The sequence below is a fragment of the Enterobacter cloacae complex sp. P17RS genome (genome assembly GCF_014895885.1).
Taxonomy (GTDB): domain Bacteria; phylum Pseudomonadota; class Gammaproteobacteria; order Enterobacterales; family Enterobacteriaceae; genus Enterobacter; species Enterobacter bugandensis.
Genome location: NZ_JADBQK010000009.1, coordinates 58,373 through 73,562, shown reverse-complemented (window position 1 = coordinate 73,562; position 15,190 = coordinate 58,373). Strand labels below are relative to the sequence as shown.

Annotated in this window: 16 protein-coding genes and 1 tRNA gene; 5 read left to right on the top strand and 12 right to left on the bottom strand. The window is 52.7% G+C overall.

The genetic code is table 11. The annotated features are described in order from the left end of the window. Positions 1-125: 125 nt before the first annotated feature. The gene (locus IM265_RS09030) at positions 126-521 is read left to right on the top strand and encodes a hypothetical protein (RefSeq protein ID WP_193031056.1); all 396 of its coding nucleotides are present in this window, start codon (positions 126-128) and stop codon (positions 519-521) included. 59 nt (positions 522-580) lie between these two features. Here the strand turns inward: IM265_RS09030 and IM265_RS09025 are convergent, their stop codons facing one another. Next, complete coding sequence (locus IM265_RS09025; protein WP_045260925.1) at positions 581-1,195, bottom strand: outer membrane beta-barrel protein; 615 nt, start codon at positions 1,193-1,195, stop codon at positions 581-583. Positions 1,196-1,288: 93 nt separating this feature from the next. Then, positions 1,289-1,918, bottom strand: a complete 630-nt coding sequence (locus tag IM265_RS09020) for a helix-turn-helix domain-containing protein (RefSeq protein WP_045260926.1) — start codon at positions 1,916-1,918, stop codon at positions 1,289-1,291. 774 nt (positions 1,919-2,692) lie between these two features. Here IM265_RS09020 and IM265_RS09015 point away from each other — a divergent pair. After that, positions 2,693-3,319 (top strand): uracil-DNA glycosylase, encoded by a 627-nt coding sequence (locus IM265_RS09015; protein ID WP_082071013.1) that lies wholly within the window; start codon positions 2,693-2,695, stop codon positions 3,317-3,319. A gap of 795 nt (positions 3,320-4,114) precedes the next feature. Here the strand turns inward: IM265_RS09015 and IM265_RS09010 are convergent. Continuing rightward, positions 4,115-4,188: transfer RNA gene (locus tag IM265_RS09010), tRNA-Gly, on the bottom strand. 80 nt (positions 4,189-4,268) lie between these two features. Further along, the gene (actS, locus tag IM265_RS09005) at positions 4,269-5,012 is read right to left on the bottom strand and encodes an amidase activator ActS (RefSeq protein ID WP_069732742.1); all 744 of its coding nucleotides are present in this window, start codon (positions 5,010-5,012) and stop codon (positions 4,269-4,271) included. A 163-nt stretch (positions 5,013-5,175) separates the two neighbouring features. On the opposite strand from actS, the gene idi reads away from it, so the two are divergent. Further along, positions 5,176-5,718 carry an isopentenyl-diphosphate Delta-isomerase gene (gene idi / locus IM265_RS09000; RefSeq protein ID WP_041908358.1) on the top strand — a complete coding sequence of 181 codons (543 nt, stop codon included), beginning with the start codon at positions 5,176-5,178 and terminating at the stop codon, positions 5,716-5,718. A 38-nt stretch (positions 5,719-5,756) separates the two neighbouring features. Here the strand turns inward: idi and lysS are convergent, their stop codons facing one another. The 5 genes from lysS to xerD form a co-directional block, all read right to left on the bottom strand. Then, positions 5,757-7,274, bottom strand: a complete 1,518-nt coding sequence (gene lysS / locus IM265_RS08995) for a lysine--tRNA ligase (RefSeq protein ID WP_014885130.1) — start codon at positions 7,272-7,274, stop codon at positions 5,757-5,759. A gap of 9 nt (positions 7,275-7,283) precedes the next feature. Beyond that, a protein-coding gene (gene prfB, locus IM265_RS08990; protein WP_100170824.1) for a peptide chain release factor 2 occupies positions 7,284-8,382 on the bottom strand; the annotation gives its coding sequence in 2 pieces (ribosomal slippage) (positions 7,284-8,306 and positions 8,308-8,382; 1,098 coding nt in all). A 90-nt stretch (positions 8,383-8,472) separates the two neighbouring features. After that, positions 8,473-10,206, bottom strand: coding sequence for a single-stranded-DNA-specific exonuclease RecJ (gene recJ / locus IM265_RS08985; RefSeq protein ID WP_041908356.1), 1,734 nt, complete (start codon positions 10,204-10,206; stop codon positions 8,473-8,475). A gap of 5 nt (positions 10,207-10,211) precedes the next feature. Further along, the gene (dsbC, locus tag IM265_RS08980; RefSeq protein ID WP_049136419.1) at positions 10,212-10,925 is read right to left on the bottom strand and encodes a bifunctional protein-disulfide isomerase/oxidoreductase DsbC; all 714 of its coding nucleotides are present in this window, start codon (positions 10,923-10,925) and stop codon (positions 10,212-10,214) included. A 28-nt stretch (positions 10,926-10,953) separates the two neighbouring features. Continuing rightward, positions 10,954-11,850, bottom strand: coding sequence for a site-specific tyrosine recombinase XerD (xerD, locus tag IM265_RS08975; protein WP_193031054.1), 897 nt, complete (start codon positions 11,848-11,850; stop codon positions 10,954-10,956). 101 nt (positions 11,851-11,951) lie between these two features. Between xerD and fldB the strand changes: the two genes are divergently transcribed. Continuing rightward, a complete protein-coding gene (fldB, locus tag IM265_RS08970) occupies positions 11,952-12,473 on the top strand; it encodes a flavodoxin FldB (RefSeq protein ID WP_041908355.1) in 522 nt (173 codons plus the stop codon). 6 nt (positions 12,474-12,479) lie between these two features. On the opposite strand, the gene IM265_RS08965 is transcribed toward fldB, so the two are convergent. Together IM265_RS08965 and sdhE are read right to left on the bottom strand one after the other, a co-directional pair. Then, entirely contained in the window at positions 12,480-12,890 is a 411-nt protein-coding gene (locus IM265_RS08965) for a protein YgfX (protein WP_028014322.1), read from the bottom strand. Continuing rightward, on the bottom strand, positions 12,871-13,137 hold the full coding sequence (gene sdhE, locus IM265_RS08960; protein WP_010435322.1) for an FAD assembly factor SdhE: 267 nt from the start codon (positions 13,135-13,137) through the stop codon (positions 12,871-12,873). Before sdhE ends, IM265_RS08965 begins: the two co-directional genes overlap by 20 nt. Before the next feature lie 294 nt (positions 13,138-13,431). Between sdhE and ygfZ the strand changes: the two genes are divergently transcribed. Further along, positions 13,432-14,412, top strand: coding sequence for a tRNA-modifying protein YgfZ (gene ygfZ, locus IM265_RS08955; protein WP_028014323.1), 981 nt, complete (start codon positions 13,432-13,434; stop codon positions 14,410-14,412). 87 nt (positions 14,413-14,499) lie between these two features. Here the strand turns inward: ygfZ and IM265_RS08950 are convergent, their stop codons facing one another. Beyond that, positions 14,500-15,159, bottom strand: coding sequence for a hemolysin III family protein (locus IM265_RS08950; protein WP_023331242.1), 660 nt, complete (start codon positions 15,157-15,159; stop codon positions 14,500-14,502). Positions 15,160-15,190: the final 31 nt, after the last annotated feature.

Genomic DNA, 15,190 nt, shown 5'->3' with positions numbered 1-15,190 from the left:
CCGTTTATGTCTACGCCGTTGTTAAACATACCCGCTAAGTTATTTAAAATTAAACAAGTTTACTCTGAAGATCTTCCTGTTGTTTACGATAATGTCCGTTCCGCTTATTAACCCTGAGTTGTCCAATGAAGACACGGTCATTATTACTGGCGCTGTTCAGCCTCAATTTAGTTACCGCCTGCAGCGCATCTCATCCGGATAAGGTTGAACAGATACATCATCTGCAGGTTCCGCTAGTTCTACCGGGAGATAAACCGCCTTCCATTCCGGCCTCGCATATTGCAGCGCTTTATCAGGAGAATAAAGTACAGATAGACAGATTATCGGCACAACTGAAATCAAAGTATTTACAGCACGCTACCGCGAAGGATATTTTTACCAAAGATAGTCCCGTTCAGCCAGTCTACGCCTCGCTGACAAAACTAGAACAGCTTGAAATGATTAATCAGCAATACCTGAAAGACAAAAACGTTACTGGCCTGCAAAAGATTAAACTTGCTCTTGATCCTTTAGTTACTTAAATACCAAAAAGCCCAACTGCTAAGCAGTCGGGCTTTTATCATTGAGAGGCTAACAACGATCAATCGTGCTGTCCAAATCGCCATGTCAGGCCTGCTGTTACGGAGCTTACGTCGCTGCTGACGCCAATCTGGTTGGCATTACCCACATTGCTTACCCATTGATATTCGAGGCGACCAGCCAAATTTTTGTTGAACGCATACTCCGTCCCCACCGCGGCAAGCGGGCGAACGCCTGTATCGAAACGATTGTGACCACTTACATCAGATTCTGCCCGATATGCCATCGCACCGGCGCGCCCATAGATATCCCAGCTGTCGGTCACGGCATAGCTGGCTTTTAAGGACATCTGCAGCCCCTGGCTTTTCATTTGTGCGCCCGCACTATGATTGCCTTTAATCTGCATATTTCCTAAATAATCGTAACCACCTTCTACTGCCAGCCAGGGTGTCATCTGATAGCCAGCGTAAACCCCGCCACCGACGTTATTATGATCGATATTATACTGGCTGGAGCCACTGTTATTATCGCTCGCTTTTGAACCGGTGCTGGCGTCAAAATAGTGTGACCAGCCGAATTTAGCCCCGCTGTACCATGTACCTGTATCCGCAGCTGCAAATGCAGTTGTGGCAGTGAATGCGTTAGCAATAATTAATGCAAAAAGTGTCTTCTTCATACAAATCCCGTTTACTCCGTTGAATAGTTTCAGTGAGCAAACGATATCGACAAACGAGAACAACGTGAAATACTTTTCTGTTTAATTTTAAATTTAGAACGACTCCGGTAAATCTCCCAATTCCATTAAATACCCGCCGCGCTTAAATGCGATATATTGACCTTGCTTAAGGGCTGATAATACGTTGAGAATACTGCTGCGTGAAAGAAGCGTACGATCCTGAATATATTCCAGAATGCTGATTCGCATACGCGCCTCTTCGGGCAATAATACCATTTCCTGCAAATAACTGCGAATCACGGAATAGGTACGTTGCTGCACGACCTGCGCATCACGATAAATGAGATACGCCGTATGATACGACAGCAAGGCCGCAACATCTTCCCAGACGCCCTGTTGACGAAATAGCGTAGCTGCTTCATCTGCATCAGCACGTAAAATGATAGACTCTCTTTCTGCACGTAAAATATGCCCCTGTGTCGGCTGAATCATCTCGGCAATGCCGAACAGATGAGGCTCAAAAACGGTCACCAGGAGCAGACCATCAGATGCCCGCAGCAAAGAAAGCTCACCCTCCTGAAAAAGATACATTTGCTGGTGGCCTTTGTGTTTCCAGGTGATCCGTTTACGCGGCACGAGCTTCACTTTTTCCGCGATCGGCTCAAGGATGGCAGTAAGACGTTCAATAGATTGTTCAGGCCGAACGGGAGGTAAAATATTCATGACACCACCTTTTAGCGTTGGGTAATAGCCATTATAGACTACAGCGGTCATGGCTCAGACAAGTATGAGGGAGAAGTGATATCAGATGGAAAAGGATGAGTAAAAAGAAATTTTGTTTATTTTTGGATTTCCCCTCAGAACATTAGTGATATATAACTGATATTTATTGGTGCTTGCTTTAAAACCCATGAAAAACCACGGAGAAAAGACCATTAAAACCTGAATAACCTTGCCTTTTTACGCATCATTTCATTAATGATTATTCTTAACACAGCAATAAACACTTATTATTTCTAAATAATTACGAAACTTAAAAAGGAAATAGGCCGTTCCGGGTTTCGCATTGTATATAAATTCTGACCATTCTCATTCGAGCCCATACATTCCGGTAATTAATATGAGTAAAGTATATTACGCATAAATTAATTTATCAGGCTGTTACCCTGATGAAACCTATGTTCGCCATCTTATCCCCCTTTCCATGATGTTATAAAATGCCATAATATATTAAACTACAATACTGTATTACCTTAAATTAAGGCTTTTTACTACAGGAAGACAGTGTTTCGCCTGTTGTAAAATTGCGAGGCAAATTGCAACACAAGCAAACCTGTGTAACTCACTGGCAGCGCTATGATATTCGCCAGAGATCCCGTGAAATTATTATGGTGCTAATTGTTCCACTCAACAGATCACCAATAGAACCGGGGATATTTTAAGCAGGAAGATGTAAACTGACTCAAGAAAGAGTCGAAGTATCCATGGGGGTTGAAAATGTTTGTGGAGTCAGTTCTTCCAACGGAACCAAAATCACTCAAATATGAATCAAACATATGCCACAGACAGAGCCTACTCACAGCTCCTCATATACAGCCGTTAACAGCGTATGTCGAAAGCCTACGTGAAAGACTTGGTGACAATGTATTCATCCCTGACTTTGATCCTTTAGATGGTGGGATCAATGCCGAATTTATTTTCCTTTTCGAGAAACCAGGCCCCCAAACTGACTTTAGAAACGGTGGTTCTGGTTTTATTTCACGTGATAATAACGATGACACGGCCAAAGCAATTTTTTGCTTTATGCAAAGTATAGGCTTGGATAGAAAACGAACGCTGCTTTGGAATACCATTCCTGCTTGGGATAACTCAAGAGCATACCAGGCTCTACATGTCCGTAAAGGCATTGAAATTCTAGATGAGCTACTACCATTACTACCCAACCTGAAAACCATAATTTTGGTAGGGAAACAGGCCCAGAAAGCGAAAAAAGGACTAAAGGCTCGTGGTTATGATGTTTCAGAATCAGACCATCCCTCACCACTTGTCAAAGCTCGGTATCGTCAGAGATGGGAGCAAATCCCCGCAGCGTGGAAAGATGCAATTTCAAACAAAGATTTTTAACAGAAATAACGTAGAGGAAAATATGCCAATAATTGAATTCATGTTCAATGGGGCTGTGTGCCGAGTATATAAGAACTATGTGACACTGGCTGGAAGAAATTATCAAATGACACAAATTTCTGCTTCACTGAAGGACAGGATCTTCAGCGAACTTTCCAAGCTACATACAGAACCTTTACTAAAGGAGATTAAACAGAAAGTAAAAAAAAGCAAAAAAACAAAACGAGTGAAGGCTGGCAACATACCTTGAAAAACCACCTTCCATCAAGGTGACACAAAATACATACCACAATAAAAGTTTGGCATAACAAGCACTGGATACCAAACCCATTGAATAGCTTAGACTTCAGACAATAGCAACCATAAAGCCCCGTTAGTGGTAAGGAGTCAAGCGGAGCCGTTAGGCGAAAACATCAGTGTTCAGAGGGATCACACCTTATCAGGGTGCTCGTGTACCTTTCGGAGCGTGAGCGAAGCGCTGGCAGAGCCGGATCTGTAGCTACCGGGGCATTACTATTCACCTGTTCACGTGGCTCATAGGGCCACACATCGGGCTTAAATGCGTATGATCAATCTGTTCGGGAGTTATGCCAGGTATGCGGCTTTTTGTTCGTTGTTGTGCTGTCGCGTTAAGAACCAGGAACCACCGCCAGCGTGAAGATATGCTCCCTTGTACCACAGACCAATCATGCGACAGGTACGGGCGTAGAACAATGGGTAGTTTAAGTTGTACCTGCTAAAGCAGGGCTACGTAACTAACTGATAAGTTATAACTTATTGCTTTATCAGGAGATCTGGAGCGGGCGAAGGGAATCGAACCCTCGTATAGAGCTTGGGAAGCTCTCGTTCTACCATTGAACTACGCCCGCTTTGAGGTGCGTAAGGCATTATAGACCTTACGCACCTTCATACAAGCCTCTTCACAACTAACCGGCGATTAAATAATCACTTAGCACTTCGGTTTGCTGCCGGGCGCAGGAAGGTAACGCTGCGGATCGATGGCCGTCGCCTTATAGCGGATCTGGAAGTGCAGCTTCACCGAATCGGTACCGGTGCTGCCCATGGTGGCTATCTTCTGCCCCGCCTTCACGTTCTGGCCGTTGTTGACCAGCATCGTGTCGTTATGCGCGTAGGCGGTGATGTAATCTTCGCCATGCTTAATCATGATGAGGTTACCGTAGCCGCGAAGCTGGTTACCCACATAAACCACCTTCCCTGCCCCGGAGGCATAAACCGGCGTACCGCGCGCAGCGGCGATATCAATACCCTTGTTGCCACCTTCAGAGAGTGAGTAAGGGGCGACCACTTTACCGCTGGCAGGCCAAATCCAGCAGCGCTGTCCAACCGGCGGCCATGACGATTGCGGTACCTGATAGGACGGCGTCACTTTGGCGGTTTTGCCTTTCGATGAGGATTTTTTGCCCGAGGACGAACTGCCGTTCACCTTGAGCTTTTGCCCGACTTCGATGGTGTACGGCGGAGAGATGTTATTCAGGCGCGCCAGATCCTTCACGCTGGTCCCCGTTGCGCGCGAAATCCGGTACAGCGTATCCCCGCGCTTAACGGTATAGACCGCACCGGAATAGCTACCCATATCCGACGATTTGCTTCCTGAACAGCCAGCCAGGAATAGCGTCAGCGTCAGGCAAAAGATGGCGATGATGGGGTTTCTCGTCAGGCTTCCTGCAAACAAAACAGATCCTCGGTCAGCGTGAATGGCGCACTATGATACCAGCCCGGAGAGATATGGGTCAGCCCTTTTCCGCTCCTGGAAACAAACCGTTCGTATAAGATTGCCGTATAATGCTCCCTGTTGATGGTGCAGAACCATCCGCATCGTTGGCACTGGAGCATGAATGAGTATTCAAGAACACGTTATTTTGGTTAATGACCAGGGAATGGTGATTGGCACTCAGGAAAAATACGCCGCGCATACTGCCCAAACCCCGCTGCATCTGGCGTTCTCATCCTGGCTGTTTAACGCCGAAGGCGAGTGTCTGGTAACCCGACGCGCACTAAGTAAAAAAGCCTGGCCGGGCGTCTGGACGAACTCCGTCTGCGGTCACCCTCAATCTGGTGAACGGACGGAAGAGGCAATTATCCGTCGCTGCCGCGATGAGATTGGCGCAGAAATTACTGCGATTACGCCTGTTGCCTCAGAATTCCGCTACCGCGAAACGGATCCTTCCGGGATCGTGGAAAACGAGATTTGCCCGGTCTTCGCTGCCCGCGTCACCAGCGAACTGCGAATTAACCATGATGAAGTGATGGCATTTGAATGGGTGACGCTGGAGTCGTTATTCCGCGCGCTGGACGCCGCCCCATGGAGCTTTAGCCCGTGGATGGTGCAGGAAGCAACGGTCGCGCGAGACGCGCTGAGAGCGTTCGCGGCGCAATAAAAAAGCCCCTTTCGGGGCTTTTTTAGCAACGTAACGCCTTATTTCACCGGGCGCATTGCCGGGAACAGGATCACGTCACGAATGGTGTGGCTGTTGGTGAACAGCATCACCATACGGTCGATACCAATACCCAGACCTGCAGTTGGCGGCAGGCCGTGCTCCAGCGCGGTCACATAGTCTTCGTCGAAGAACATCGCTTCGTCATCGCCTGCTGCTTTCGCGTCAACCTGATCCTGGAAACGCTGCGCCTGGTCTTCCGCATCGTTCAGCTCGCTAAAGCCGTTGCCGATTTCACGGCCGCCGATGAAGAATTCGAAACGGTCGGTGATTTCCGGGTTCTCGTCATTACGACGCGCCAGCGGAGAGACTTCCGCCGGGTATTCGGTAATGAAGGTCGGCTGAATCAGGTGCGCTTCGGCCACTTCTTCGAAGATCTCGGTCACGATGCGGCCCAGACCCCAGCTCTTCTCAACCTTGATGCCGATGCTTTCAGCGATGGCCTTCGCAGAGTCGAAGTTATCCAGATCCGCCATGTTGGTTTCCGGACGGTATTTCTTGATCGCTTCGCGCATGGTCAGTTTTTCGAACGGCTTGCCGAAGTCGAAGACTTCTTCACCGTAAGGAACCTGCGTGGTGCCCAGAATGTCCTGCGCCAGGGTACGGAACAGGGATTCGGTCAGCTCGATCAGGTCTTTGTAGTCCGCGTACGCCATATAGAGTTCCATCATGGTGAACTCTGGGTTATGGCGAACGGAGATACCTTCGTTACGGAAGTTACGGTTGATTTCAAACACGCGGTCGAAACCACCGACCACCAGACGCTTCAGGTACAGTTCCGGCGCGATACGCAGGTACATGTCCAGGTCCAGGGCGTTGTGATGGGTGATGAACGGACGCGCAGACGCGCCGCCAGGGATCACCTGCATCATCGGGGTTTCCACTTCCATAAAGTCGCGGTTGACCATGAACTGGCGAATACCGGCCATGATCTGGGAGCGAATTTTGAAGGTCTTGCGGGATTCATCGTTAGAGATGAGATCCAGGTAACGCTGACGGTAGCGCGCTTCCTGATCCTGCAGGCCGTGGAACTTGTCCGGCAGCGGGCGCAGGGCTTTGGTCAGCAGACGCAGCTCGGTGCAGTGGATAGACAGTTCACCGGTTTTGGTTTTAAACAGTTTACCTTTCGCGCCCAGGATATCGCCCAGGTCCCACTTCTTAAACTGCTCGTTGTAGATGCCTTCCGGCAGGTCGTCGCGGGAAACGTACAGCTGAATACGACCACCCACGTCCTGCAAGGTCACGAAGGAGGCTTTACCCATGATGCGACGGGTCATCATACGGCCTGCAACGGCCACTTCGATGTTCAGCGCTTCCAGCTCTTCGTTCTCTTTACCGTCGAAGTCAGCGTGCAGTTGGTCTGAGGTGTGATCACGACGAAAATCGTTCGGGAACGGCACGCCCTGCTCGCGCAGCGCTGCCAGCTTCTCGCGGCGGGTTTTCAGTTCGTTGTTAAGATCGACTACCGCGTCAGCGCCCTGTGCTTGTTGTTCAGACATGTTGGTTCCTCATAACCCTGCTTTCAAACTTGCTTCGATAAATTGGTCCAGGCTGCCGTCCAGCACCGCCTGCGTGTTGCGGGTTTCAACCCCGGTACGCAGGTCTTTGATGCGGGAGTCATCAAGGACGTAAGAACGGATCTGGCTGCCCCAACCGATGTCGGACTTGTTGTCTTCCATCGCCTGTTTCTCAGCATTTTTCTTCTGCATCTCCAGCTCATAAAGCTTCGCTTTCATCTGCTTCATGGCCTGGTCTTTGTTCTTATGCTGGGAACGGTCGTTCTGGCACTGTGTTACCAGCCCGGTTGGAATGTGGGTAATACGCACCGCAGATTCCGTACGGTTAACGTGTTGACCGCCCGCGCCGGACGCGCGGTAAACGTCAATGCGCAGGTCCGCCGGGTTAATTTCGATATCGATATCTTCGTCAACTTCCGGGTAAACAAACGCAGAGCTGAAGGAGGTATGACGACGGCCACCGGAGTCAAACGGACTCTTACGCACCAGGCGGTGAACGCCGGTTTCGGTACGCAGCCAGCCGTAGGCGTAGTCGCCAATGATCTTGATAGTGACGGATTTAATACCGGCCACTTCACCTTCAGACTCTTCGATAATTTCGGTTTTGAAGCCGCGCGCTTCCGCCCAACGCAGATACATACGCGTCAGCATGCTGGCCCAGTCCTGCGCTTCGGTACCGCCAGAACCTGCCTGAATATCGAGATAGCAGTCAGCGCTGTCGTATTCGCCGGAGAACATGCGACGGAATTCCAGCTGTGCCAGCTTCTCTTCCAGCCCGTCGAGTTCTGCCACGGCTTCGTTAAAGGTTTCTTCGTCGTCGGCTTCGACGGCCAGCTCCAGCAAACCGGAAACATCTTCCAGCCCCTGGGCCATTTGATCCAACGTATCTACGATAGCTTCGAGAGAGGAACGCTCTTTACCCAGCGCCTGTGCGCGTTCAGGTTCGTTCCAGACGTCCGGCTGTTCCAGCTCGGCGTTTACTTCTTCAAGACGCTCTTTCTTGGCATCGTAGTCAAAGATACCCCCTAAGAACGTCAGAGCGCTCCGTGAGGTCCTGAATACGGTTTTTTACCGGATTAATTTCAAACATGGTCTGTTTTCTTTTATGGACTTGTCAAAATGCGGTGATAAGAGCGGGATTGTACCGAATCCACGCCCTTTTTTATAGAGATTACTGCCGCTAAATTGGCCAGATATTGTCGATGATGATCTGAAGGGTGCGGTTACCGCGAAACTCGTTGATATCCAGTTTGTACGCCAGCTCGACCTCGCGCACGCCGTTGTCCGGCCAGATGGAGGTGTCAACGTTGAAGGCGATGCCGTCCAGCAGCGGTCCGCCGCCCACGGGCTCGACCATCACTTTCAGGTGGCGTTCACCGACGATACGCTGCTGCAGCAGACGGAATCGCCCGTCGAACAGCGGTTCCGGGAACATCTGCCCCCATGGACCGGCATCGCGCAGCATCTGCGCGACCTCCATCGTCATTTCGGAGACAGACAGCTCACCGTCAGAGACCACTTCGCCCTGCAGCAGCGCCGGGTCAATCCACTCGGTGACCAGCTCGCCAAACAGGCGCTGGAACTCGTCGAACTTTGCCTCTTCCAGCGACAAGCCTGCCGCCATCGCGTGGCCGCCGAACTTGATCATCAGACCCGGGTAAAGCGTATCCAGACGCTCCAGCGCATCGCGCATGTGCAGCCCCTGAATCGAACGGCCAGAGCCTTTCAGCGTGCCGTCACCCGCAGGCGCAAACGCAATCACCGGGCGGTGGAAGCGCTCTTTAATGCGCGACGCCAGAATGCCGACCACGCCCTGATGCCACTCGGGGTGGTACATTGCCAGCCCGCCCGGCAGCGTATCGCCGCTGCGCTCAAGTTTTTCGCACAGGGTCAGCGCTTCGGCCTGCATCCCCTGCTCAATCTCTTTACGGGTCTGGTTCAGGGCGTCCAGCTCGTTGGCCAGCACGCGCGCTTCACCGATGTTGTCGCACAGCAGCAGCGCCACGCCGACGGACATATCGTCCAGCCTTCCGGCAGCGTTCAGACGCGGCCCGAGGGCAAAGCCCAGGTCGCTTGCCGCTAGCTTAAGCGGATCGCGGTTGGCAATCTCCAGCAGCGCCTTAATTCCGGGACGGCACTTGCCCGCGCGAATACGGCTTAAGCCCTGCCAGGTCAAAATGCGGTTATTGGCATCAAGAGGTACCACGTCCGCCACGGTGCCCAGCGCCACCAGGTCGAGGTATTCGGCCAGGTTTGGAACGGCAATGCCGCGGGATTCGAACCAGCCCTTATCGCGTAAGAGAGTACGCAACGCCAGCATTAGATAAAACGCCACGCCCACGCCGGCGAGGGATTTCGACGGGAAATCGCAGTCGCGCAGGTTGGGGTTAATAATCGCTTCTGCTGCGGGGAGCGTATCGCCGGGCAGGTGATGATCGGTGACCAGCACCGGGATCCCCAAAGCGTGAGCATGATCGACGCCCGCATGGGAGGAGATCCCGTTGTCTACGGTCATGATCATCTGCGCACCGCGGGCATGGGCCTGATCGACCACCTCCGGGCTGAGGCCATAGCCGTCTTCAAAGCGGTTCGGCACCAGATAGGTGACATTATCGCAGCCCAGCGCGCGCAGGCTGAGCACGCTCAGGGCGGTGCTGGTTGCGCCGTCGGCGTCGAAATCCCCTACCACCACAATGCGCGTTCCCTCACGAAGCGCGTTGTAGAGCATTTCGGTAGCTTTCTCGATACCGTTCAGCTGCTGCCAGGGCAGCATCCCTTTCACGCTGCGCTCAAGATCCTCTGCGCGACGCACGCCGCGGCTGGCGTAGAGGCGCTTTAGCAGCGGCGGGAGATCGTCCGGTAAATCAACGTGTTCAACCGCCTCGCGGCGGCGCAATTTGATGGGGGCTTTCACGCGAATTATTTACCACCAAACTGTTTCTGGTGCGCGTCGAGGAACTCTTTCATCTCTTTCGGTCCCTGATAGCCCGGAACAACATAGCCATTACTCAGGACAATCGCTGGCGTACCGCTCACGCCAAACTGCACGCCCAGCGCGTAGTGGTTAGCAATGTCGATGTCGCAGGAGGCAGGCTTAACGTCTTTACCGTTCATCGCGTCATCAAACGCTTTGTTGCGGTCTTTGGCACACCAGATCGCTTTCATGTCCTGCTCTGGCTTGCTCTGTACGCCTGCGCGCGGGAAGGCCAGGTAACGCACGGTAATGCCCAGCGCGTTATAGTCTTTCATCTGTTCATGCAACTTGTGGCAGTAGCCACAGGTGATGTCGGTGAAGACGGTAATCACATGTTTTTCCTGCGCCGCTTTATAGACGATCATCTCTTTTTCGAGCGCGTTCAGGTTTTTCATCAGCAGCTGGTTGGTAACGTTCACCGGCTGCGCACCGCTCACGTCGTACAGCGGTCCCTGAATAAAGTGTTTGCCATCTTCGGTGACGTACAGCACGCCGCTGTTGGTCAGTACGGTTTTCATACCGGCAACCGGCGCAGGCTGGATGTCGCTGCTGGTGACGCCAAGCTTAGCCAGAGACTGTTTGATGGCGGCGTCATCCGCATGGGCGAAGCCGGTAAATGAGGCTGCCAGCAGGGTGAACAGCGCGAAAGACTTTTTCATAATTGATCCTGTTACAATTTGTCGGCACTCACGCACGAGGGTGGTGCTGTTGGTGTAGCTGCCGCAGGCGTTCCGTCGCGACATGGGTGTAAATTTGCGTCGTTGAAAGATCGCTGTGTCCCAGCAGCATCTGCACCACGCGTAAATCTGCGCCGTGGTTTAACAGATGCGTCGCGAAGGCGTGACGCAATACGTGCGGCGAAAGCTTTTCACTGTCGATACCCGCCAGTGTGGCGTAATGCTTAATGCGATGCCAGAACGTTTGTCGCGTCATTTGCTGCGCGCGCTGGCTCGGAAACAGGACGTCGATAGACGCGCCATTGAGCAGCCAGGGGCGACCATGCTCAAGATACGTCTCCAGCCAGTAAACCGCCTCTTCTCCCAGCGGAACCAGCCTTTCCTTGTTTCCTTTACCGATGACGCGCACTACGCCCTGACGCATGCTGATGTCGCTCATCGTCAGGCCAACCAGTTCCGAAACGCGCAAGCCGGTAGCATACAATAGCTCAAGCATGGCTTTATCGCGTAACTCCAGCGGCAGGTCAACAGCCGGTGACTGTAATAATCTCTCAACTTGTGCTTCGCTGAGATCTTTCGGCAGCCGCTGCGGGAGTTTCGGGGACGCCAGCAGCGCGCTGGGATCGTCTTCGCGAATCTTCTCCCGATAAAGATGCTGGAAAAGCCGACGCATGGCGCTGAGCAAGCGTGCAGAGCTGGTGGCTTTGTACCCCCCTTCTACGCGTTCAGCGAGCAGCGCCTGCAGGTCGTCGCTTTGCGCGCTCGCAAGCGATAGCTCCCGACGCGCCAGCCACTCCACCAGCATGGTGAGATCGCGCCGGTAGGCACTGAGGGTATTCTCGGCCAGATTTTTCTCCAGCCACAGCGCGTCGAGAAACTGTTCAACGAGTGCGAGATCCTTTTCCACATCAGCCCCTTTGATTTTGCAGTCAGGCCATTATGCCTGATTGCGACCGGTTTCTGGTACACTACGCGCAAAGTCATAGCAAGAATTGAGATAGTTACGCGATGAATATTGGTCTGTTCTATGGTTCCAGCACCTGCTACACCGAAATGGCGGCGGAGAAAATTCGCGACATCATTGGCCCGGAACTGGTGACGTTGCATAACCTGAAAGATGACTCGGTCGCCTTGATGGAGCAGTACGATGTGCTGATTCTGGGCATCCCAACCTGGGACTTTGGTGAGATACAGGAAGACTGGGAAGCCATCTGGGATCAGCTCGATTCTGTCAATTTCGACGGTAAAATTATTGCGATGTACGGCATGGGTGACCAGTTAGGCTACGGCGAATGGTTCCTGGACGCACTCGGCATGCTGCACGATAAGCTGGCACCAAAAGGGGCGGCGTTTATCGGCTACTGGCCAACCGAAGGGTATGAATTCACCAGTAAAAAGCCGATTATTGCCGATGGCGAGCTGTTTGTCGGGCTCGCGCTGGATGAAACCAATCAGTACGATCTCAGCGACGAGCGCCTGCAGGCCTGGTGCGAGCAGATCCTCGGCGAAATGGCAGAAAAATTCAGCTAACGCGCGTTACTCCTGCGTCGGCTGTTGCAGCAACATCCGGCGCAGATCCCGCCATTCTGATGCGTCCATACTGTCCGCCGCCAGCCACAGGTGCTGGCAACGTCCGCCCCCCACTTTGCGTAACCGTAGCATCATCCCGGCGTTAAGCATCCAGGGCACACCGAGAATATCCCACTCTTTTCCCTGCCAGCGCAGGCGGGAATCCATCAGCAGCTTAATCTCGCCCTGACGCGCGTTAATGCGACGCTGGCTGCGTACGCTGTCAAAAACAACAAACGAAAGTAATAGCAGCCACAGCGGCGTATAGCTGAGCGGCCACGGCATGAGTAAAACGATGGCCGCAACCAGCCCGTGGAGCAATAAAGACATCCACTGCGAGCGCCACGAGACGCGAAGATCAGATTGCCACAGGACCACGTTCCCGATTCCGTGTTTGAATTAATTGCACCATCCGTTGCAACTCGGTGTCGGCGGGTTTGCCGTGGTTCATCAGCCAGTTGAATAAATCCGGATCGTCAGACTCAAGCAGGCGAACAAACAGACGCTTATCATCATCGCTTAAGCTGTCGTACTCATATTCGAAGAAAGGCATGATGGAAATATCAAGTTCACGCATTCCGCGACGGCATGCCCAGTGAATACGGGCCTTGTTGTTAATATCCATGTTCAGTTTCCTGCATTACGTTTGGCACAGTCGGTACCCCGTTTTCTATTCTTAATTTCTCTACGGGGACACCAGCTAGTGTAACGTGTTTTTGACCGTTTCATTACTGGAATATTGCGTTTGACGAGCTGGCTTCCAGAATAATCCCTACATAGACAGCGGATTACACTATTTTGCGTAGCGCTACGCATAACCCGTTTATGGCACAAATGGTCTGCTGAAAGCGCTTGCAATGCCTGCAGGCTCTTTTACCATTAGGCATTATCAAAGCGTTAAGCAATTCAGGATACCGTTATGGCCTTTACACCATTTTCTCCGCGCCAGCCCGCCGCCTCTGCGCGTCTGCCGCTGACGCTTATTTCTCTTGATGACTGGGCGCTGGCAACCCTCTCCGGCGCCGACGCCGAAAAATACTTGCAGGGTCAGGTGACTGCGGATGTTGCGCAGTTGACTGAACACCAGCATCTGCTGGCCGCGCACTGCGATCCTAAGGGCAAAATGTGGAGCAACCTGCGTCTCTTCCGCCGTCAGGACGGTTTTGCCTTTATTGAGCGCCGCAGCCTGCGCGATGCGCAGCTCAAAGAACTGAAAAAATACGCGGTCTTTTCCAAAGTCACCATCGCCCCGGACGACGAACATGTTCTGCTGGGCGTGGCGGGCTTCCAGGCGCGTGCGGCGCTGAAAAACCTGTTTGCTGAACTGCCGGATGCAGAAAAACAGGTGGTCAGCGAGGGCGCGACTTCCATCCTGTGGTTTGAACACCCGGCAGAGCGCTTCCTGTTAGTTACGGATGCCGCAACAGCCGAACGCGTGACCGAGGCGCTGCGCGGCGAAGCGCAGCTCAACAACAGCCAGCAGTGGCTGGCGCTGAACATCGAAGCGGGTCTGCCTGTAATTGACGCAGCCAACAGCGCGCAGTTTATTCCTCAGGCAACTAACCTGCAGGCGCTGGGGGGCATCAGCTTTAAAAAAGGCTGCTACACCGGTCAGGAAATGGTCGCGCGTGCAAAATTCCGTGGGGCAAACAAACGCGCGTTGTGGACACTGGCAGGCCATGCCAGCCGCGTACCGGAAGCAGGTGAAGATTTAGAACTGAAGATGGGCGACAACTGGCGCCGCACCGGTACCGTGTTAGCCGCAGTCCAACTGGACGATGGCCGTCTTTTGGTACAGGCTGTAATGAACAACGACATGGAAGCGGACAGCGTGTTCCGCGTGCGCGACGACGCGAATACGTTGAGTATTGAGCCGCTACCGTATTCACTGGAAGAGTGATGCTGTATCGCCCGGTGGCGCTGCGCTTACCGGGCCTACGGGTGCAAATCCAGGTCGGGTAAGGCGAAGCCGCCACCCGACAACAAACTAAACCTGCCCCACGTACAAATAAATCGCCAAAAAGTGGCACACGCTGCCGCCCAGCACAAAGCCGTGCCAGATGGCATGGTTGTATGGGATGCGCTTGCAGACGTAGAAAATAACGCCCAGCGAGTAGACCACACCGCCCACCGCCAGCAGCGTTACCCCGCCGACCGCCAGCTTAATCGCCAGCTGATACACCACAATCAGCGACAGCCAGCCCATCGTCAGATAGGTGACCAGCGACAACACTTTAAACCGGTGCGCAATGGTCAGCTTAAACAGGATCCCCAGCAGCGCCAGGCTCCAGATAACAATCATCAGGCCGCGCGACAGCGGTGAGTTTAGCCCCACCAGCAGGAAAGGCGTATAGGTACCCGCAATCAGCAGATAGATAGCGCAGTGGTCAAATTTCTTAAGCCATATTTTGGCCCGCTGATGCGGAATCGCGTGATAGAGCGTCGAGGCCAGGAACAGCAGGATCATACTTCCGCCATACAGGCTATAGCTGGTAATGGCCATCGCGCTGGCATTGGTATCCACCGCCTGTACCAGCAATAACACTAAACCGACAATCCCAAACACCAGGCCAATGCCGTGGCTGATGCTGTTGGCTACTTCCTCAGCCAGCGAATATCCCTGTGCGATTAATGGTCTGCTCGCCATACTAAACTCCGGGAAAACTAAAGATGATTAT